Origin of the sequence: Ravibacter arvi, from assembly GCF_039540405.1 — a bacterium.
Taxonomy (GTDB): domain Bacteria; phylum Bacteroidota; class Bacteroidia; order Cytophagales; family Spirosomataceae; genus Ravibacter; species Ravibacter arvi.
In genome coordinates, this window is the sequence record NZ_BAABEY010000033.1 from 103897 (window position 1) to 125137 (window position 21241).

A 21241-nucleotide genomic window follows, 5' to 3' on the forward strand; every position below is an offset into this window, starting at 1 on the left:
TTTGCCCGTTTACCGAAATTATTACGGGCTGTGGAAATTACTTTTACTTGTCGCGCGATTTAATTCCCTTTTTTTTTTCTAAAAAGTCATAAATTTTTTTTGATGAGAACCTTTTTTTCGTTGACTTTCAGTCTGCAGAGAAGATATCCGGCCACAAATCGCTTGCGAACTTTCTGAGTTCCTCATCGTGCAGCGGTCCGCCCGACTCAAATGCTTTTTTTAGCAGGGCCTGCTCCCCGGTTATTTCTCCGATTCGCTGCAAGGATATTTCTGTATGCTGGTCTTTCAATATCCCGGCTTTTTCCTCGTAGCTCACACCGGGAAAGAACTTTCGGAGGTAGGCGTCGGCGATCTCCGCCGGGTTGCCGAGGGCAGTCCGGTAATCGATTTCCAGCCCGCCGAAGTTTACGGCAAACCCGTGTACAAAGGCGGCGTGCAGATGTGTCCGGGCTGACGTGCGCCAATCCTCCGTTTTGTCTTTCAGAAGCCTGACGACAGGGGGATCTTTCTCATCCGCTACAGGTTTTTTTTCGGGGTGCTTTGTATCTTTTTCTTCATACTTCCAAAACTCCCGCGACAGAAAGCCGAAACCGCATGCAGCCCAAAAGTGAATTTCTCTTGAAGATTTGTCCCTCGGGCGGAACCGGCCGGGCGAAGACGAAGTGGTGCCGTGCAGGTACCGGTTGGTTTCGCCTCGCAGGTAGGAAATTACACCACCCCCCAGGTCGTCCTCGCGCTGCAACTGGCCACGTCCTTCGCTGTCGTTGAAGTTCATCATTTTTACTCCCTTTTCGGTGGGATGCCCGGCATAGCGCGACAAAACCACCGCTTTTGCCTGGATCCTCTTGCTGGAGTGCCAGAGGGAAGCGCCGTACAAAATCCGGATCGCCGGCAGGTTCGTGTGGTTCCGGTCAAGTTCGAAAAACATTTCCAGGAGGCCTTCCTCGGGATGCTTAAGCGACAAATGCAGTGTATTTGTCCAATGGTATGCATTTCCGACGTAGTTTTTAGAGTCGGCATACATCGTAACTGTGCCGTTCCGGTTAAAGACCAGCAGGCTTCTTTCAATCAGGAAGTCGGTCTCTGTAGGGCTGCCTTTTTTGAAAGTGTAATAATAGAAATGGTTTTCCGAGAATGCATGCTGACCGCCCGGTTTGGTGCACAAACTCCGGATGGTTTTATAGGCAGAGTCCTTGCTGATTCTTTCTGATATTTCGGCCCAGGCGGGGCCGTCGGTTAGCGAGAGACCGGCTCCCGCCTCGCCAAGAAAAAAAGCAAAGTCCTCGTCATCACAGAAATCGGCCGCGGTCACCTCGCTGCAAGCCCTGGATAGTGTTTTTTTGCTGTTTCCGGTCACCGGGGAGGGAATAAGCTCGCTATCCGGCTGCCTGGTCAGGGAAACCAAACCCGAGACCGGTTGTCCTTCACTGGTTTCACTTTGATAGGTGCCCAGAAGCTTGAATTGATCCGCCTGTTTTGGTTCTTTGTACAGTATGAATTGAATTGGCGTGGTGTCCGGCTGGTGGCCCTGCCCGAAATGCACCCGGATCCTGCCCGCTTCAACCTGGTAATATCCCGGTCTGCCGACCGGGTTTTTTCCGTATTGTTCAAGCAGGGCGGAGCCATCGCTTCTGAGGGTGATAAAGTTCAGCTCAAAATTGGCCCGTTGAAACGTCAGCCTGATATAATAGCAGGAATAACAGCCGACATAAGGGGTCAGCGGTGATGGGTTAGCAGGATCGGGCTGTGGCAACGCAGTGACTTTTTCCCGGAGCATATGCCTGGCCTGAATTCCCTTTGAGAATTTCTCGTCTTCAGGCTGATGCCCGGGAACCGGTTTATCCGCCAGACGCTCTAAGTGGTCCACTATGTTGTCAAGATCCTGGGGACCGTCCACTTCATGCATCAACACATTTCCGCAAACCGATTTTTGGACCCTTAGCCGTCGTATGTACACAATTGCTGAATACGCGCCGACCAGCCAGTCTTTTTTTTCGGGATTTTCAATGGTCAGATGCTGGTAAACCGTCCGGAGCCGTTGGGTAGGTACGGTTGCCTCCAGCGATATGAAAATTGGTCCGGAAGGGCCTGTGTTGACAATGCCGTCTTTTATGCTGGTGAACGTGAGTCCCCGGTTCCCGGCCAGATCCCGGTGTTGCACCACGCGGGCGGAGAGTAGTGCTGTTTGGTTCCAGTCAAATTCTACGTAAGCAAGCTGAGGGGCGCTTTCAAGGTTCAGGTAGTGCGCAAGATACCAGGTGGTATGGGTCTTTTCAAGTTCTTTTTCTATCTTCCTGGGCGTGAATACGGGCGGTTTATCAAATTCAACGGAAATATCGTTCAGCTCTGACCCGAGTTCGGCGAATCCGGTTAAGGAGTTGAATTTTTTCTCTTCCGCGCTGTGAAACGTAAGCGTGAAGCCCTGGATAACAGGAAATTTAAAATCAATCCAGGTTTCAAAGTAATCTGCTCTTTCAATTATTTTTTTTGCTTCGTCTACCTGTTTCTCAACTGACGAATCCGCATGGCCCCAGGTAGTTAGGCAGGCCGCAATTTCAGGCAGCATCGTTTCAATTTCCGCGGACGCAATGAGCTTGTTGGACAGTTCGAGCAGCCGGTTTATATTTTTCTTCCACAAAGGAAAGTGCCGAAGGTAATTGGCCCCGCCGGTTTTTTTATCCGTTTGTGTCTTGTTGTACTCATTGATGGGTGCAACCAGGAGAGATTTGTGCGTGTAAGTTTCTTCAAATTTTTCAATATAGCGCACCACTGATATTACGGAAAGGATGCGGATTCTGAGCTGATGTGCTGAAATAGTCGGACCGACAGGCTGCTTTTTGCGTGCTGGCATGGAGGAGAGAAGGTTGGTAGGGGCGTTCAGAAAGGGTTTGCATAATCCGCAAAAAAGACGTGAAATTGGATAATCTACTTCCTGCGTACGGCGTCTGTCACGGATCCCTTCTGCTATAATAAATGCCTGTGATGCGGACCGTGGCAACGACCAAAAACCAACGGGGGTGTTTTCCCGGCTTTAAGAAGTTGGCCGACCGGCTGAAATTCCATATTTTGCACTGAAAGTTGATTCAATGGCAGGCGAAGCTTACAAGGCAATCGTGGTCGGGTCAGGGCCGAATGGCCTGGCTGCAGCGATTACGCTGCAGCGTGCCGGGCATTCCGTATTGGTTCTGGAAGGTATGGACACCATTGGCGGTGGTACCAGGACCCAGGCGCTTACCCTGCCGGGCTTTCATCACGACGTATGTTCGGCGGTGCATCCGATGGGCGCGATTTCGCCCTTTTTCAATACACTTCCCCTGGATAGGCACGGGCTTGAGTGGCTCTATCCGGAAGTCTCCGCAGCCCATCCGTTTGATGACGGCACAGCGGCTGCTTTGTACCCTTCCCTGGCTCAAACGGCCCGGGGGCTGGGGGTAGATGAAAAGGCGTACCACCGCTTTATGGAACCTGTCATAAAAGCATTGCCACAATTGCTTCCGGGATTGCTGAGTGCTTTTCCGGGATTTTCGCACCCGTTTCTTTTGGCCGATTTCGCACGGAGGGCGCTGCCGCCGGCGCTGCGTACCGCACGTCGTTTTGCAACTGAACCTACCAGGGGATTATGGGCGGGCATGGCCGCACATGCCATGTTGCCGCTGGAGAAATCAATGACATCCGCTATCGGGATGATGCTTATGGCGGCTTCCCACCTCGGTGGATGGCCGGTCGCAAGGGGAGGTTCAATCAGCATCGGCAACGCCCTGGCCGCTTACTTTTTGTCCATCGGCGGAACGATACAAACCGGTTTTTTTGTGAAGTCCTTAGCTGATTTGCCGCCGGCAAAGGCCATTCTGTTTGACGTGACGCCCCGGCAATTGCTGGAGATCGCCGGAGCGTCGCTTCCTGCGGGATACCGGAAACGGTTGGCGGCCTACCGTTATGGCATGGGTGTTTTCAAAATTGACTGGGCAGTAGAAGGACCTGTACCTTTCCGCGCCCCGGTTTGCCGAAAGGCCGTAACAGTGCATCTGGGGGGCGGGATACGTGAAATTGCCCGCTCGGAATCGGCGGCGTGGAGCGGACAAGTACCGGAGAGCCCTTTTGTCTTACTGACGCAGCCGGGTGTCGTTGACAGCTCGCGGGCGCCCGCCGGAAAGCAGGTGGTTTGGGGGTATTGCCATGTTCCGCATTCTTCCGGTCACGATATGACCGAAGCGATCGAGCGCCAGGTCGAGCGATTTGCCCCCGGCTTCCGGGATAGTATCCTGGCAAAGTCTGTGATGTCTGCCGTAGATATGCAGGCGTATAACCCCAACTACGTCGGTGGTGACATCAATGGCGGCGTACAGGATATTTTCCAGCATTTCGCCCGGCCGGTACTAAGCTTTTCTCCCTACCGGACGCCGGCAAAGGGCATCTATTTCTGCTCGTCTTCGACGCCTCCCGGTGGCGGTGTGCACGGTATGTGTGGTTTTCATGCTGCCGAAAGGGTTTTGAAAGACGGCATACTTGACCGCGTGTAGCGCCAATAAAATAGCCTTTGTGACGTTAAATCAATAGTGTCGAAGGCAGTCATTACCGCCTTTTCGTAGTCAAACCGGGCATTTCAACTAACCGCTTATGAGATTTTTAATTGTATCGGCAGGATTGACTGTTTCATTACTGGCTTTTTCCTGCCAGGGAAAAAAAGGTACCGATGCCACCGGTTCCGCGGATTCAGCCACTCAAAAAACGGAAGCTCCGATAACAAACGAAACAGAACCTGCTCCGGGTCAGAATATCATTACACTGAATGTGGGGGCATACCCGCGTGAATTAAGTGTTTTCGATGACAGCCGGTTTTCAGCTCGTTTTAAAAGGCTTGCCGGCGAGGAGTACGACGCGATGCTGGAGAATTTCAATGTAGAAACTCCGATCGTCTCCGAAGGGACAGTGTTTAAATTCACCGGCTGCAGGCAGCATAATTGTCCGGGTTACCATACTACTGTTCTTTACGACGCTGCCAACGACAATTTGAACCTGCTCATCGAAAAGGATGGCAAAGCGAGGACATTTGCCGAGAAGAATCCGATTGTCTATAGTGAGACATTGAAATTGAAGTAGGAGAGTGGGACGGGTACTACTAACTGGAGAGGCATCCTCTCCATTCCGCTGCGGTGATGACGCCCCGGTCGGAACGCCTATCCACATTGTTGTCAATGGTAACGGAACGCAATGTAAACAACCGATTGCACTGCGTTCCGTTCAAGAAGGTACCTTCTAAGCAACAGGCGCGGTTTGCTTGCTTTCCAGATAGCTTTCCTCCAGCCGTTGCGCGAGCTGGCTGACGGTTCCCCATTTTTGAACCAGCAGACCAAGACGTTCTTTTGCTTTTGCTGCGCTGGTTCCCTGGATACCGAACTTGACGTAGTTCAGCTCGTCAATGTCCCTTGAAACGTCGCTCCTGATCTGGCCGATCTGGTTGACAGCAATCTGGCTGTTCCTGGAAATTGTTTTTACGTCGTTTACCAACACCTTCAGAACAGACAGATCCGATTTGGTGAGACAGAGCTTTCTCAAATTTTCATTCCTGGCTTCTATATATTCACCGACATCATTTCCACGGCTTTCGATTTTGGAAATCTTGTCTTTTACGGCAGAGCCGGCCGCTTCGCTCCCTTTTTTCAAAACGATATTGGTGCCTTTTTTGATGAGGTACATGACAGTGGGTCCTTCCACGGCGACCAGTTCAATCTGGCCGACCGCAATGGTTATTCCCAGCACGATCCCCAGGACCAGGTGCTCTCCGATCACGCGCGTCGAATTGTACACGAGTTCCTCCAGGGCTGCGCTGACCGCTTCGGCATATATTTTTTCGGCCGCCTCCAGTTCCGCGAGAACGCCTTTGTCGCCTTCAAACTGGTTATGGATTATTTCTTCTACGATTCCGAAAATAATCTGGTCGTTTTTAATGTTCTCCAAGAAGATGGTCAGTGCCACCGTATCCGGATGAAGCGATCCTCCCCCGGTCCTGGTATTGCCAAACGTGCCGAGGGATTCAACCATGGCCTCGAGCCCGCTAACTGCCTCGTCCATTTCCCGGTTGTCTATTTTCCGGACGACCTCAGCGCCGAGGGCGGAGAAATCGCGCCCTATCGCCTTCAGACTGGAGAACTGGCCGAGCACTTTGTGATAGGAGTTGGTGACCCATTCCAGGCTGTGGCCGGCAAGCTGGGCCTGGTTTTCCCTCAGTAAGTTCTCTACATGCACCAGTTTGGGTTGTTTCGAGATAATTCCCGCAGAGGAATGGATCAGCAGGGAAGATGCAAAAAGTGTCTGAAGATGGTCTTCCAATGCGTCCGCCGGCTCGTCTTTGCCGACTGTTTTGGCAAACAGCATATTCCCTGATTTCATCATCTTTACATTGGCAACACCCCGCAATTGCTCAGCCAGCGCCTGGAGCCGGGCACGGAGAATAAACGGCGTATGACTGGCCTCTGTCCGGATACTTTCAATGGTATTCCGGATAACCGTGATCGCTTTCAGGCCCCCGTCGATACTCTTTCCGAGCGCAGCCGCGTTGAGGGTTAGCGCGGTGGTCGTATTGGTGGTTTGCAGCAGCGTTGAAAGTGACTTGTCAAGGTCCTGAATGGTTTGGTTGTAACCGTTGATTTCAGATTGCGCATTCCGGATACGGACCGCTACCTCTATCGCGATGGCCGCGCAAACGAGTGGTCCGACCAAACATGCCCAGAAGTCTTTTTTGATGCTGCTTTTCCTTGATTCTGCGTCCTTTTTGAGCCTTACCGCATCCGCCAGCTTGGATTCATCGTAGCGTTTTTCGGCACGCATCCTATCGAGCCAGCCCTGAAGGGCCCCATCCAGGCGGTCTATCTCGTTATCGAGCGCAAGGGTACGTTCAAAGGCTTCTTTTCCTACCTCGGAAGCTTTGTTTGTTAACAATTCTATTTTCTGGAGCAATGCGGGAGCCGCATGCATGAGGTCGGCGTCGGAGAGCGCTGCGGTTTCTTTCAGCACAGGCGATTGCCCGGAGAGTGCTTCATTCACGTCCAGGAATGCATTGGCAGATCGGAGCGCGGGTTCGGAGAGGTGGCCCAGGCTTTGCTGGCTTCTCGAAACGTCATCCGGTATCTCGGTTCGCTGCCTGAGCGCGTTGATCTCCTGCTGCAATCCAAGGAGCGATTGTGCAGTACTCTCAATCCAGGGCCGGTAGGCAGACTCGGAAATAGCGGAAATACCTGCAAGCGATAGTTCAGCGGCCGCCGGGGCAACTGCCATTCTTGCGCTGGCGTGCAGGCGGGGCGCCTCCGTCGGGACGTCCGGGAATTTAGGGGTTTTACCGTCGCTGGTGTCAAGCGCTTTGGTATCTACCTTTATCGGGGCAAGCAGGTTCTGCTTGATCGTTTTGGCGTCGGAAAGCAGTTCATCCCAGTGCTTCTTCGAGGCCTCCAGGTTCGCCTTTACAATAAACGCCAAAGGCTTGGTTTTGTCGACGCTGCCCTGGGTTTTGCGCAGCGCATCGATCAGGTTGTTGTAATCCCGTTCGAGCACTCCCCAGGCATCATTGAGTTTGCTGAGTGCGGCGTCGGCATTCTGCAAATGCGTGAGCAGGCCGGTAACAGAGCCTTTTAAGGAAGTGGCTACCGCAATTTGCGCGTCAAGTACGGCAACTTCCCGGAGCGCGTCGGCTTTCTGGGATGAGGACTTGTTATAGTCGTAGATCCCATACCCGGCTGCACCTGCTCCTGCACCGATCATGGCCAGACCGATTACGATAACGGGCGTGCTGCCACCGGCAGACTCTACCCAGAGAAAAACACCGACCGCGAGTACAAGCCCGCCGACAACGGCTCCTGTGGCGCCGGCGCCGATGATGGCCAGGTCCCGGTTCATGGCTTTCTCGCAGCTTTCGATCAGCCGTTTTTTGTCGGCCAATATTCCTTTGTCCCCCTGGTAAGACGACTCAATCAAAGTCAGGTCCCCATTAATATCGGCCTGGTTTTTGAGGATTGCAGTTGAGAGCGCAGCGATTTTATTTTTTGCTTCGCTGACATCCTTCTGCTGAAGTTTTATGAGGTCAAGCAACTCGATCAACCCTTCTATGAGTTCGGCCTGGGCATCCTTTGCCTTTTCGGGATTGTTAAGCAGCTCCGCTCGCTCCAAAAGGGGTTGGTACAGGGCGCCGAATTCCGTACCGAAATTAATAATGGTGTCGTTGACCTTAAACAATTTGGGCCTTACTTCAGAGCGCCAGCTTTCTGCGAGCGTTTTGCTGGTTTGCTGGTGCGCCTGCAGATTGGGCACGGCTTTCAGTTTGTCGAAGATGGGCTGCGCCAGGATTGCACCGCAGGAGACGTCGAGAATGGCCACTGCACTGAGCGCGTCCTTTTGGTCCTGCCTGAAACTTTCTTTGGGAGCAAGACTCAGTGATGAGTCTTCCCGATCTGAGAGCAGACGGGCAAAACGCGCCGAAAGCGGCCCTCTTTCCAGCAGGGCTTCGGCGGAATCGTACGTTTTCATAAGTTGAGTAATTGAGATTTGGTAAAACAATAAACGGTTAATCATGTGCGTACAGGCACGTGCTTCATCCCGAACACTGTTGTGTTCAGCAGGTTACTTAAGCAGGTGATGCAGTGTTACCAGGTAATTCCGGGTAAAACGGAAGCGATTAAAAAAATCATAAGCACGGACAGGTCGGGTTCAATTTTCTATAACGTTGACGTTTCGCAGGCAATTACAAAGAGAATATGGCGGCGAACTCTTGCGAATATTGGAAGATATGGCGGTAAAACCAAGGGGAATTATTATCCGGTCGCTTTGGAGGTAGGGGGTATGTAAGCTGAAAACTGAAAAATGGATGGGGAGTTGCGGTAAATATAGATCTGGGTATTTGATTATTTGACACTTTACTTGTATATTTCAAATAAAAAAAGCCTTAATGTCATGAACGTTTTTCAGAGACTCGAGTATTGGGGCGATAGGCACCATCCGGCATGGCTTGATGTCGTCCGTATAGGATTAGGCGTATTCCTTTTTGCAAAAGGGATCGGCTTTATTTCAGATACTACGCGGCTCACCGAGCTGGTAAGCGGTTTAAGGATTGATTTCTGGCCTGTGGTTGCGGTTCACTATGTGGCGTTTGCCCATATTTTCGGTGGTTTTTTGATCGCATTCGGGCTGTTGACCCGTTTTGCCTGCCTGGTACAGATCCCAATCCTGGTGGTTGCGGTTTTTTTCGTAAACATTCGACAGGGGTTTTCTTATCTCAATTCAGAGCTTTGGATTTCACTTTTATGCCTGTTTCTCACCTTACTTTTTTACATTGTAGGATCCGGGCGCATGTCAATGGACGACTGGATGCGGAGGCACCCGTCGTGATTCGCCCTGCGGCTTTTTCCGGGCAGGGCGGCAGCGATTTAAGGTGCCGGAAACTATATCAGGACTTAACGGGTTTAGACTATAAATCGAGGTTCTGATAAAGGTTTTCCATGGGCAAAACGACTTTGATATTCAAAACCCGCATTGTGGTGATCGGCGCGGGACAAGCCGGGCTATCGGCTGCTTATTACCTGCGCCAGAAGGGGTTGGTACCCGGAAAGGATTTCGTAATCCTGGACCAGTCGCCGCAGCCCGGCGGCGCCTGGCAGTACCGGTGGCCGTCGCTTACGCTCAGCACGGTGAACCGGGTGCATGACTTGCCGGGACTGCCATTTGGCGATACGCTGGAGAACGACCATACGAATGTGAGAGCGAGCGTAGCCGTGCCGCATTATTTTGATGTTTATGAAAACACATTTGGTATTTCTGTTTTCCGGCCGGTAAAAGTGTCAGTGGTTTGCCGGAGAGACGGAAGGTTCAGGGTGGAGACCGATCGTGGAATGTACTCGGCAGAGGGACTGATCAATGCCACAGGTACCTGGGAAACTCCCTATATTCCGGAATACCCCGGCGCGGCGCTCTTCGAGGGCATACAGCTGCATACGAAGGACTACCGGACGGCCGATGTTTTTGCCGGAAAACAGGTAGTGATTGTTGGAGCAGGTATTTCCGCCATACAGCTGCTTGATGAGGTCTCGCGTGTTGCAGGCACCACGTGGGTGTCGCGGAAGCCGCCTTTGTTCCGGGAGGGGCCATTTGATGAATCAGCTGGCCGGGACGCAGTAGCGATTGTGGAAGACCGGGTCCGGCGCGGCCTGCCCCCCGGTTCGGTTGTGTCGGTGACTGGTTTGCCGGTTACCCCGGCAATTAACGCAATGCGGGCCCGCGGTGTACTGAACCGTCTTCCTATGTTCAGTGAAATTACCAAAACCGGAGTCAGGTGGGCGGATGGCCGTGAAATTGACGCTGATGTGATACTCTGGTGCACAGGGTTCAGGAGTTCGCTTGACCACCTGACGCCATTGATGCTTCGTGAAGAAGGCGGGGGAATTATCATGACCGGCAGGCTTGCCACCCAGGTGGCGAAGGATCCGCACATTCATATGATTGGTTACGGGCCCTCAGCGTCGACCATCGGTGCGAACCGCGCAGGCAGGGCTGCTGTAGCGGAATTGATGGCAACATTGGGGATGTCTTAAGCGGGATCGCGATATTTTCCGCAAAATACTTGTGTAAAGTCGGGCTATATTTTCAACTTTTGTTATTTTTGCCGACCCGATTCCGAAACGGGATGTAGCGCAGCCCGGTAGCGCGCGTCGTTCGGGACGACGAGGTCGCAGGTTCGAATCCTGTCATCCCGACTTGAGAGGACAAAACGGATTTTTTTTCGTTTTGTCCTTTTTTATTTACTTGCAAGTTGTTGTCTATCAGATAGATAGCATTGACTACTTCGTTGACTTTAAAAGTTCGAACTGTCTCATTTTCAAAATGCAATTTTTCGGGAAATATCGAACTTATTATCTCCTGCTTCCTCGGCATATCGGCTTTTTGATAGACATAATCGAGCTTTAGCAGGTTATTCAACCCCGCATTCAATAGTTGTTCGAAGTTTGTCTCGTTGTTGTTGGCCGCTCCTTTAAGCCGGGCTTCAAGCCTATCCAGCTTATCTGCATATTCGGATTTCATTTCCCTGTAGTCCTCCGGCTCGATTTGCCGGGAGGAAAGCAGCTCCCGGATGTAGGAAATTTTCGCTTTTAGTTCTTCAATCTGTTTTTCTATTTGCTTTTTGTCATTGGATAAGTGGGTTGTCTGGCCTTTCCATGTCTGCTGTAGGACCACCTTATAAAGTTCAATCATCTCCTGACGAGGGACATACTTTTTGAGGATGGAACAGAACTGGGAATTGGCGTTGTCGGCCCTGAACCTGAAATTACATCCCAGGTAGCAATGATAATACGCATAGTGCTTTGTATTACCTTTGGAGGCACTGCCAGTCAGTACGCGCCCGCATTTGGGACAGACCAGGAAACCTCTCAATGGAAGATTTTCGTTAGCCACCACCTTTAGCTGAAATTGCCTTTTCTTTCTGCCATCCAGGACGTCTTGGACCCTGTAGAAGAGATCTTCGCTAATTAACGGATCATGCAGGCCCTTGACAAACCTGCTTTCTTCTTCTTTATATTTTGGGATGAATATCTTCCCACAGTAAACGGGGTTGCGGACCGCAAACCAGAACAGGCTTTTGACACCGGTGAACCCTTTTCTTTTAGCCATTTTATAAACCTGTTCCGTATTATAGACCCCTCGGGCAATTTCGCTGAATGACCATTGAATTATTGTGGCCAAGGGTTCATCGGGGGCAATGTATTTTCTTCCGGTTTCATCGGTCTTGTTGATATATCCTATCGGGGCCAGCCCCATATAACGCCCTTCTTTCCGGGCCCTGCGCATTCCGTGGATAACGTTCAGCGCTCTCCTATCGTTTTCGACCTCCGGAGCAGCAAGGTAGAAGGCCAGCATCATTTTATTCTCCGGTACGGAAAGATCCAGGGGTTGATCAATCGCCTGTGGCTCTACACCCAGTTTTCGCAATGTACTGATCATCTGATAGGCATCGCCCGCATTCCGACTGAAGCGGTCCCATTTGAGGAAGAGGACCAGGTCACTTTTGCCCTTATTTTTCCGGAGGTCCGACAGGTAGGCTTTCCATTTGGGGCGATGGAATGTTTTAGCCGAATGATCTTCGAAGATGACTTGACGAATGGAAATCCGGTTAACATCACAGTATTTCCTGAGCATTTCCTCCTGATAACGCCGGGAATACCCTTTGTCGGCTTGCTCGTCAGTGCTTACCCTAATATATAAATCAGCTTTTTTCATGGAATGGTTCGTTTGTAAGTATAGAAGTATAAAAACCGCCGGTTGGGCGGGAGGGATAGCGGTTAAACCACATCCGCAGTTTTTTTCACTACGATGTTAGCGATCTTTTTCATGAATTTCAAGATCAGAGAAAATTATCTTGTTTATTAACAGGTAGTTACAGTTTGATGTGCTCTTTGTTTCTTTAGACAAAAGGCTTTTTCTTTTGTCTAAAGAAACACGTGTTTTTAATATTTGGCCATCAGGTTATAGATAAGAAAACTAACGCCGGGGACCTAACCTGGTTAATTCATATGTTGCTTGAATCCCGATGGTACATCCAGGATTCTCTTTGAGAGAGGGTTTTTCAATTAAGGCCTTTGATAAGAAGCCTCGTCGTTGGCTAGTTTGGAGGATAGTTGGTTAAGCACGGTACTTGCGGACCATACTTTAGCCTGTTTACTTTAACAGCGGCTCAGTGCCTAATTTTTTCACCCTGATAAGGCTCTGGTTTAGCTGTTCAATACCAACCTCTCGTCTGTTCCTTCCATAGATAAACTCAAGGCAAAGATAACCGAGCTTATCGGGCTTTACTATACAGGATTAAAATTCGGACAAGTAATGCTTGATATATTTCTCTGTAATATTGTCCAATACTATTCTTTCGCCACCTTCAACACCCTTTTGTTGGGAGCCACGGTGAAGGTCGCAATTACTATCTACTATGGATTTTGGACGTTTATGCACGCAAATATCGGATGGACTTCTAAAGTGAGCATTCGGCAGTCGGATCAGTTCGCCTGATTTCGGGAGAGTTCTGACAATCGGATCTGAAGAACAACCCTGAATTTTTCAGATTCATCCTGAATGGTCAGCTGGTGATCCGGATAAAGAGACAAAAGCCTCCTGCGGGTATTGGCCAGCCCTAAGCCGCCTGCAGGACGACTTCCGGATTGCAGGTTTGCAGTTTGCTACGCACATATGAAGGAAATTTTCTTCTGTCGAAATGTCGAGGTTGACCCAAAACCCTTTTGCTGACTCTGAACTCCGTGTTTGAAAGTACTTTCTACAAAATCGATCAACTACGTATAAGGTATAGCTATATTTTAGAAGAAAACTCACTCCTGTCCAAAACGTTTTTAACAAATCTAAAAAAAGAAGATTTGAGTCTACCAATGCTCTTTTTAGTCGACTTTCCAAATCCCCCCCTGTTTATCCGTATTGTATACGCAGTTGCCGCCTTTCGGCGTGCCTGGCAAGCCTGTAAAACGGATTGTTGAGCCATTTCATCAATTCGATCTTCACGAATAAGTTCAATCGGACAAAGGTTACTAAGTTAGAAAGGTGCCATTCGTATTGTGCCTTCTCTTTGGGGTATTTAAGCAGGAGCATCGCTATCATAGCAGTCCAGATTTGGATCAATACTGCATTCTCCGAGGCGCCCACGAAGGATTTGATCTTCATGTTGTATGTACCCCGTTTTTCAGACAGTCATCTCTTGTTGAATTTTTCTTTTCATCAGCAAGCCCTTCCATTCAGATGGCGTGAAATTTCCAAGTCCTTCGTGTGGTCGCCGCTGGTTGTACTCTTCGATCCATTCATCGGTTAAATGCCTAACCTGATCCAGGTCGAAAAATAGATATGCGTCTAATACTGCTTCACGGTACAGTCTATTGAACCTTTCTATGTAGCCATTCTGAGTTGGTTTTCCCGGCTGTATATACTTGGTTTGGATTCCATTATCCTCACACCAAATCGTGAATTCCTTAGATGTGAACTCTGGCCCATTATCTGATCGGATTGCTTTGGGAAATCCTATGTTTTCACCAACCCGGTTCAAAGTTCTGATAATTCGCTTCGAAGAAAGTGAAGTATCCACTTCTATAGCCAAGACCTCACGAGAGCAGTCATCGATCACGTTGAACGTCCTGAATTTGCGATTGCCAATCATAGAATCACTCATAAAGTCCAAGCCGCTACGGCGGACCGTTCCAGGTATCATTCACCTGCGTAGGCTGAACCAGCGGTTGTTTTACCCGTGATGGCAATCTACGCTTCCCTTTTTGGCTTCGATAGCACGCCCAGTCGCGGACGGCCAGTCGAAAACCTTCAGGCATAGGGGGATAACACTTGCATCGGCTAAAAAAACCTTCCTTTTTAGTCTTGTTAAGCCGGATCTGGAAAATTTATGAGTACCACTTAAATACTCCAAGAGCATAAAATAGACGGCTTTGAATAATTCCGGTGTTCGATTTTTATTGATGTAGGACAAGCTCGACTTACTGGGAACTCGGCCTATTCCCATATGAGATAAATTACCTGTCGTACTGGTAAGTCCGTTACTGATGTCACGCACCGAAGCCGCACCGCCAATGTGACAGAATAACATGGCCACCAGATGCGTCCAAGAGGTAATCCCCTTCTGATGCTTGTCAGAAGCATGCTTGGAGACCAGGCGGTCGAACTTATCTCGGGGAATCAAGCTTAGCATTTGACTGAAAAGTGATATTTTTCTCATTCGGAGACTCTTTGGTTATGTTTTGCAACTACAACCTAACACTTTAGGGTGAGAGTCTCCCTTTTCTATGCTTCCTCAGAATTTATTTTGGACAGATGTGAGTGTGCCTTGCAGCGGTGCGAATCGCGGGCTGTTAGAATGATGGTGGTGGGCCCACCGAAAGAGTTGACAGGCAGATCTTTCAAACCACTTTATGGTGCTTTTCTTGAAAAAGATGGGTACTCAAGCGATAAAGAAAAGGCAGGTTGGCCTGTCAGGTGTGATACAGTGAGCTGAACGAAAGTAAACTATCATGATAAAACATCGATATGTCCCAAGACCCTGTCAAAACCGGGTGGATTCATTCGCAGCCGGGAGCAAGGTTTAGCAGCAGTAACCTGACGCGGGCTAAACGGCAGGCGGTGTAAAGATAGCAGGACGCCGTTTCAGGCATTCTAACGGAACAAGGGAACTCATGCAGGTAGGAGAAGAGAAAGCGCAAGCGGCGATCCCGTGAGGCGAATATCGATGACCTGTATGGGGGCGGATCTGATCGTAGTAGCGATGAACTTGCTGTAATGGCAAAGGGAGCGAAGGGTCAGACCGGATCAGTATTAAATTAACCGACAACCTTAACCGGGATGATTGATTATTTTAAGACAAAGCAATATCCTGTCACCATGGAAATGGGTGTTAGAGGCGTTTAAAGCAGTCAAAGCGAACAATGGAGCAGCGGGAATCGACGGTGTGAGCATTGCTGACTATGAAGAAAAACTAACGGGAAATGCCTACAAGCTATGGAACCGAATGACTTCGGGATCTTACTGTCCAAAACCGGTAAGGGAGGTAGCGATACCTAAAAAGTCAGGGGGACAGCGCGTACCAGGCATTCCGACGTTAGAAGATCGGGTAGCCCAGCAGGTGGTGAGGAATTACCTGGAACCGAAAGTGGATCCGTCATTCCACCGGGACAGCTACGGGTACCGTCCGGGCAAGAACGCCCATCAAGCCGTAACCCAATCCCTTAAAAGGAGCGCGTTCATCGGTTGGGTGATCGATCTGGACATTAAAGGGCTCTTCGACAACCTGGATCATGAGCTGATGATGAAAGGGCTAAAGCGTTACACGACTGAAAAGTGGGTACTGATGTATGTTGAAAAGATGGCTGAAAGCGGGCATGCAAAAGCAGGACGGCCAAATTATAAGCCGTACCTCGGGTACGCCTCAGGGAGGTGTGGTCAGCGCCCTGCTGGCCAACATCTGCCTTCACTTCGCGTTCGATAAATGGATGGAAATACACTCTCTCCTAAAGTTCGCTTCGAGCGCTATTGTGACGACATTGTGATTCACTGCAGAAGTCAAAAGCAAGCTCTTTACCTCAAAAGCAAAGTAATTGGCCGCATGGCGGAGTGTAAACTGGAAATCAACGAAGGCAAGACCCACGTCGTGTACTGCAAGAACGAACAAAACGCCGAGCGAGCGCATCAAAAGGTGAGCTACAATTTTCTAGGGTATACGCTCAGGCCGAAACTAAGTCTAACCAAGCATGGACTCAAGTTACTAACTGCCGCGTGTATGAGTCATTCGTCCAAACTGGATGTGAGAGGGAAAATCCGCAAAATGCCCATCCGGAAATTCCAGGGTAATATCCAACAACTGGCCGAGAAAATAAACGTACCGGTCAGAGGTTGGATCAATTACTATTGCAAGTTCAACAAATGGACTACAGTCGGAATCTGGTGGTACCTTCAGCGGAAAGTGATAGAATGGGTGGTGAAAATCAAGAAAATCGGTAAGTACAAGGCCATCGACTGGCTTATTACGGTCTATCAAAACAGGCCGAACCTGATGTCCCACTGGCATTTGACACCACCAACGTTGGTGGGTAGGAGGTAGCTGATCCGGAAGCGCCGTATGATGCGAGAGTATCACGACTAGGCGTCCCCGTACGGTGCTGTGAGAGGTTTGGCGTGAAATTCCCCTTACCTACTCGACAGAAAACTCGAAAGTCGCCCATAAAGGTTGGATACCCCATTTTTTTACACTAAAAAAGCGTTTTAGACTGTTGTGTTGCATTATACTATATTGCGACCGGAATCGTGTTTCTTTTTGCCAACCACCTCGGGGTGAACACCTGCGATTTATGTAAATATTACCGACTTCTATGTAATGATTTTCGCCCTGTATGACTCGACCTTTGCAAGGTAATAGTAAATAAATATTTTGTTATTTATGTATATTAATAAAGATATTCAATAGGAAGTATTATTTGAATACATTTATGACATATATATGTTGTATTTGGCGAAATGTTAAGATAAATTTATAAATTATTGTGCTATGAATATTGGAAATATGATTACTGAAATAATAGCTATCGATAGCATTATTAATAGAGCACGAATAAGGATAACAAATAAACTAAAAATGTTCACAAAAAGAGCTAAAATAACTTTTAGTATGTTTTCTGGACGTATGAATCAAAAGGTAGATAAATTTTGGAATGATCGATTAAGTTAATTTTATAAACAAATATAAGTGACTATTCCGGCGACAATATAAATTCAAATGCTCAGTCCAATATCATATTCTCGATTTGCAGAAATTTGATTCTGGCAATACCTTATTCGTAAAACATTTGTTCCTTTTATATCCAAACAGTAAAAATTAATAATTGAGTAAAAAAATATATTTCAAAAAAATATATTTAAATGTATCGATGATACTAAAGCAAAATTTAATAACTGATTTATATAGAAATTGGACCACCTACCAGTTTCAAGATGTCTGAAAACATATTCGACGATACAATTAATAAAATAGCAAAATGGCTGCATTTGCTCTTTGTAACGAGTTTGATAATTCAATACAATATGAGGCTTATGGTGAGACTTCATTAAATGACTTTGTAATAAAAAATTGAGGATTTATTCTCGTAAAAAAAGTCGAATTTTAAGAATATCATTGTCCAGGTAAGTGTATTCTGGGTAATACCCACTATCGGAATATTTGGTATCATTAGTAAAAAAATATCTCATTTTTATTATTTACTAAATAGATCAAAGCTATGAAAAATTCAATTTTAAATATTTTTGCATTTGTTATGATAGCGAATGTAATTTCTACTGGGTGCAAAACTTCTGAAAACAAGTTAAGGAAATCTGAGAGAAACTTAATATCAGCAAACAAGGATCTTGAAATTGCGAATAAAGAGTACCTGACAGATCTGGAAAGTTATCGGAAGGAGGTAATAGAAGATATTGCAATCAATGATCGGAGTATTTTTGATCTAAAAAAAGTTATTAATGAACAAAGTGCTGATGTTAGGTCGGCCTATAAAAAAAATATAGATGAGCTTGAGCGGAAAAACCTTGAAATGAAAAATGTGATAAATGAATATCAAGCTGAAGGAGAAGAGAAATGGAAAGTGTTCAAAGCGAAATTTAGTCATGACATGGATAAAATTGGTGAGGCACTTAAGAACATTGAAGCTAAAAATATCAAATAAAAGTGTCAATCATAAAGAATATGATTTATTGGATAAAATGTAGATATTCTATACCGCCGTTAAACACTCTACACCACTATCAGCAATATACATAGCTGTTAACATTTAATAATCAGAAGAGCAGGAACCTAACCTGCCTCTTCTTTCCTTATTTAAATTTCTGTCCAATGGAAAATTCCGAACTAGAGAAATCAAAGACTTTCATCATTGTGGAAATCCTGGAATACATACCTAATTCAGTGGTAATCAAAACTATCCTTAGAAAAACGACAGGTAATGTCAACGTAGTGTCATTTGACTCCGGCGAAGCGATGACTGAGAAAACTTCCCCCTTTGATACCTTTATCCAGGTTATAGAAGGAAAAGCGGAAGTTATAATCGAGGATAAAGCCAATATATTGGATACGGGTCAGTCTATCATCATTCCGGCCCATTCACGCAACACGATTAAAGCCAATGTCAGATTCAAGATGATATCGACCGTTATTAAAAGCGGCTACGAAGACCTGGTCTGATGAGAAATGGGCATTGTACTGACAGTAGCTGACAGACGGAATACTTGCGAATGAAAAATTCAAATATTTTCAAGATTGTCCTTGCGTTTCTGTTTTAGCTTTTTGTAGAAGGCAGGCGAGAGGCCGGTGACTTTCTTAAACTGGTTAGACAAATGTGCTACACTGCTGTAATTGAGCTTATAGGAAATCTCGGTTATGTTGAGTTCGTCATATAGAAGAAGCTCTTTCACCCTTTCTATTTTATGGATAATGATAAACTGCTGTATCGTAATCCCTTTAACTTCCGAAAAGACATTGGAAAGGTAGGTATAGTCGTAATTCAGTTTTTCGCTGAGATACTCCGAATAGTTAGTTTTAGGTAATTCGTCAGCGTAGTGGATCATCTCCACAATCGCATTTTTTATTCTTTCTATCAGGATGCTCTTTTTGTCGTCCAGTAGCTCCAGTCCCGACCTGTGCAGATTTTCTTTCAGGCGCTCTCGTTGCTCCGGCGTGATATCTTCCTGCGTTTCAACCATTCCGAGTTCTAGGGCGGCATGCTTGATTCCCAGCTTTTTAAGCTCTTCCTTCACCATCAGTTTGCAGCGCAGGCTAACCATGTATTTGATATATAGTTTCATCTGTGCGTTATATTGGGTGAGTATCAGTTTTCTTCGATGAAATCGGGCGTGGGAAACTGAGCGAAAATTAAAAAACGTTATTCTCTCCGGTCTTTGTATATTCTTTTTCTCCTTTCCACCCGTCGTGCGACAATAGCCAGCAGACAGGAGAATGACGGAGTGTTTTCTCAAGCCAGTGAAAACAGTATTTCGCGACGGCGAGGGGTGTGCTCTTATAGGCACCGTTTTCCCCCGACGAAATGTATATCCTACTTCCAGGTCCTGGCCTCTGATTGGCTATTACCACGGCCATATGCGGTTTGTCAACTTACTTCAGGAAATTAATTGCCTGCTTAAAAAACGACTTTTAGGATTAATATTATCCAAAACCGCGGATAAAGCTGCAATAAAAAGCGTTCTATCATCCGGCTTTTTACCGGTGAGTATGCCGAAAAAAATAAAAACCGGGTAACGGTAGGGAGATTTATACGGTATTCCCGGTTTCCATAGCGGGAGGCTATCATCATGATATTCTTTTTGTGACATTATAAAGATTATCCGGGATTGAAAGACAAATATACGTTGCCTACCGTTTTCTTAGTGAGCCCGGCGCGATGTAGAATAAAGCCGGCTCAATGCACAAATCGCTTAGGCGGCCGTAACAGGCATTGGTCAGCCGCTGCAATTCAACTTCTGGTGTTGCTGGTAATGCTTTCAACAGGTTGGTTTGTATCATGGCATACCGGCATCGGAACACATACCTCAACAGTATAAATACGATTTCCGCCACGCATTTGGCAAGATGCAGTATAATCTCTCCCAATAGCAAATAAACCTGGGTGTAAAACCCAGAAGCGTCTATGATTTTTCATACCTATATATGTTAAGATGCGTTCTCCTAATTAAAGAATAAAGAGCCGGAAAATCCCGACGTTCAAAACGCCGATTTCCTGCCTCGTAAGGTATTCAGCCATTAGCGCAAGCTCCTGATTAGTTGTTTGGCAGGGCAATAGTTTACTTCACTAGGGCTCTTTTTCCTTTTCATGAGCTTTGGTAAGTTAATGCGAAACTGGTCAAATTTCATTCCTACGATTGTAATTCCTGCTTTGATTTCTTAAATATATCAAACTTTTCCGGCGAAGCGGACATGTACGTTATGGTACAAGCGGTTTGCCGGACCTGGTATGGCCTGCATTAAAGTTACCTTTGGCATTATTTCTTCAAAAGTGCCGACTTTTTAAACGTTATTTGTTTTCGTTGTGTCTTTCCCTCCTTCCTCCTTTAGTGAAGAAAACTCAGTTCCCAGATTCGGTTGCCGATTGGAAACCGAGTTCAGCGCATGTTTCAGGTCTGTTAAAGAATGCCAATAAGCATCTGTCACCCCTTTAAGATAATCTTCCCCTTTATCCAGCAATCTTCTCCTTGTTCTGGTGGCCCTGGCTGGCGCTAACAGGAACCCTATTCCTATTCCTGAAGCAACCGCCATGAATAATTTAAAAAAAATATTTCCTGCTCTCATCGCTAATATGTGTTTAGACTTTATTGATCCGGTTTCCAGAAAAGGCAATGCCTGACTAATGCAGCTTGCACTTAGCTAGTGTGTCGGAGATGCAAAGGTCAAACATAGTTGCTCCTGGGGTATTACATATTGCTGTATATATATTGCAGATATCCCATGTATCAATCTGTCAATACGCGGCAATCGGATCTACTCTTCATTAGGCTGTGATGATTATACTTACCGGTACTATCGGTATCTGCATTGTAGTGGGGGTAGTGAATTATAAGGAACAGGCATTTTGTCTTCAGGGAGTCAGTGCAGCATTGGTTACACTGACCTCCATACTTGTGTTGTCTTATTCTCCCTAACTATACCACCAGCATGGAA

The 21241-nt window shown here is 47.3% G+C and carries 14 protein-coding genes, 1 tRNA gene and 2 pseudogenes; 9 read left to right on the forward strand and 8 right to left on the reverse strand.

From position 1 onward, the window contains the following. Positions 1–127: 127 nt before the first annotated feature. Positions 128–2851: a hypothetical protein gene (locus ABD852_RS19080; protein ID WP_345031820.1), complete on the reverse strand. Its 2724-nt coding sequence runs from the start codon at positions 2849–2851 to the stop codon at positions 128–130. 235 nt (positions 2852–3086) lie between these two features. Here ABD852_RS19080 and ABD852_RS19085 point away from each other — a divergent pair, with 235 nt between their 5' ends. Both ABD852_RS19085 and ABD852_RS19090 read left to right on the forward strand, forming a co-directional pair. Further along, entirely contained in the window at positions 3087–4520 is a 1434-nt protein-coding gene (locus ABD852_RS19085) for a phytoene desaturase family protein (RefSeq protein WP_345031823.1), read from the forward strand. Positions 4521–4617: 97 nt separating this feature from the next. Further along, the gene (locus ABD852_RS19090; protein WP_345031825.1) at positions 4618–5100 is read left to right on the forward strand and encodes a hypothetical protein; all 483 of its coding nucleotides are present in this window, start codon (positions 4618–4620) and stop codon (positions 5098–5100) included. A gap of 156 nt (positions 5101–5256) precedes the next feature. On the opposite strand, the gene ABD852_RS19095 is transcribed toward ABD852_RS19090, so the two are convergent. Then, positions 5257–8517 (reverse strand): HBL/NHE enterotoxin family protein, encoded by a 3261-nt coding sequence (locus tag ABD852_RS19095; protein ID WP_345031827.1) that lies wholly within the window; start codon positions 8515–8517, stop codon positions 5257–5259. 423 nt (positions 8518–8940) lie between these two features. Between ABD852_RS19095 and ABD852_RS19100 the strand changes: the two genes are divergently transcribed. The 3 genes from ABD852_RS19100 to ABD852_RS19110 all read left to right on the forward strand — a co-directional run bounded on the left by ABD852_RS19100 (position 8941) and on the right by ABD852_RS19110 (position 10736). Then, entirely contained in the window at positions 8941–9375 is a 435-nt protein-coding gene (locus tag ABD852_RS19100; protein WP_345031829.1) for a DoxX family protein, read from the forward strand. 110 nt (positions 9376–9485) lie between these two features. Then, entirely contained in the window at positions 9486–10574 is a 1089-nt protein-coding gene (locus tag ABD852_RS19105) for an NAD(P)-binding domain-containing protein (RefSeq protein WP_345031832.1), read from the forward strand. Positions 10575–10662: 88 nt separating this feature from the next. After that, positions 10663–10736: transfer RNA gene (locus ABD852_RS19110), tRNA-Pro, on the forward strand. Positions 10737–11520: 784 nt separating this feature from the next. Here the strand turns inward: ABD852_RS19110 and ABD852_RS23115 are convergent. The 4 genes and pseudogenes from ABD852_RS23115 to ABD852_RS19125 all read right to left on the reverse strand — a co-directional run. Beyond that, positions 11521–12255: pseudogene (locus ABD852_RS23115) on the reverse strand (recombinase family protein); the annotation flags it as partial. Between the two features lie 1191 nt (positions 12256–13446). Beyond that, the gene (locus tag ABD852_RS19115) at positions 13447–13698 is read right to left on the reverse strand and encodes a hypothetical protein (protein ID WP_345031835.1); all 252 of its coding nucleotides are present in this window, start codon (positions 13696–13698) and stop codon (positions 13447–13449) included. A gap of 19 nt (positions 13699–13717) precedes the next feature. Continuing rightward, the gene (locus ABD852_RS19120; RefSeq protein ID WP_345031838.1) at positions 13718–14236 is read right to left on the reverse strand and encodes an integrase core domain-containing protein; all 519 of its coding nucleotides are present in this window, start codon (positions 14234–14236) and stop codon (positions 13718–13720) included. Positions 14237–14266: 30 nt separating this feature from the next. Continuing rightward, positions 14267–14752, reverse strand: a complete 486-nt coding sequence (locus tag ABD852_RS19125) for a DUF4372 domain-containing protein (RefSeq protein ID WP_345031840.1) — start codon at positions 14750–14752, stop codon at positions 14267–14269. Between the two features lie 786 nt (positions 14753–15538). Between ABD852_RS19125 and ABD852_RS19130 the strand changes: the two are divergent. From ABD852_RS19130 to ABD852_RS19145, 4 genes and pseudogenes are all read left to right on the forward strand, one after another. Further along, positions 15539–16192: pseudogene (locus ABD852_RS19130) on the forward strand (reverse transcriptase domain-containing protein); the annotation flags it as partial. A gap of 114 nt (positions 16193–16306) precedes the next feature. Continuing rightward, positions 16307–16627, forward strand: a complete 321-nt coding sequence (locus tag ABD852_RS19135; protein WP_345031993.1) for a group II intron maturase-specific domain-containing protein — start codon at positions 16307–16309, stop codon at positions 16625–16627. A gap of 1171 nt (positions 16628–17798) precedes the next feature. Continuing rightward, complete coding sequence (locus ABD852_RS19140) at positions 17799–18239, forward strand: sll1863 family stress response protein (protein ID WP_345031843.1); 441 nt, start codon at positions 17799–17801, stop codon at positions 18237–18239. Positions 18240–18406: 167 nt separating this feature from the next. Then, complete coding sequence (locus ABD852_RS19145) at positions 18407–18754, forward strand: cupin domain-containing protein (RefSeq protein WP_345031846.1); 348 nt, start codon at positions 18407–18409, stop codon at positions 18752–18754. Between the two features lie 59 nt (positions 18755–18813). On the opposite strand, the gene ABD852_RS19150 is transcribed toward ABD852_RS19145, so the two are convergent. Both ABD852_RS19150 and ABD852_RS19155 read right to left on the reverse strand, forming a co-directional pair. Beyond that, positions 18814–19374: a helix-turn-helix domain-containing protein gene (locus ABD852_RS19150; protein WP_345031849.1), complete on the reverse strand. Its 561-nt coding sequence runs from the start codon at positions 19372–19374 to the stop codon at positions 18814–18816. 1216 nt (positions 19375–20590) lie between these two features. Continuing rightward, positions 20591–20872 (reverse strand): hypothetical protein, encoded by a 282-nt coding sequence (locus tag ABD852_RS19155; protein WP_345031851.1) that lies wholly within the window; start codon positions 20870–20872, stop codon positions 20591–20593. Positions 20873–21241 lie beyond the last annotated feature (369 nt).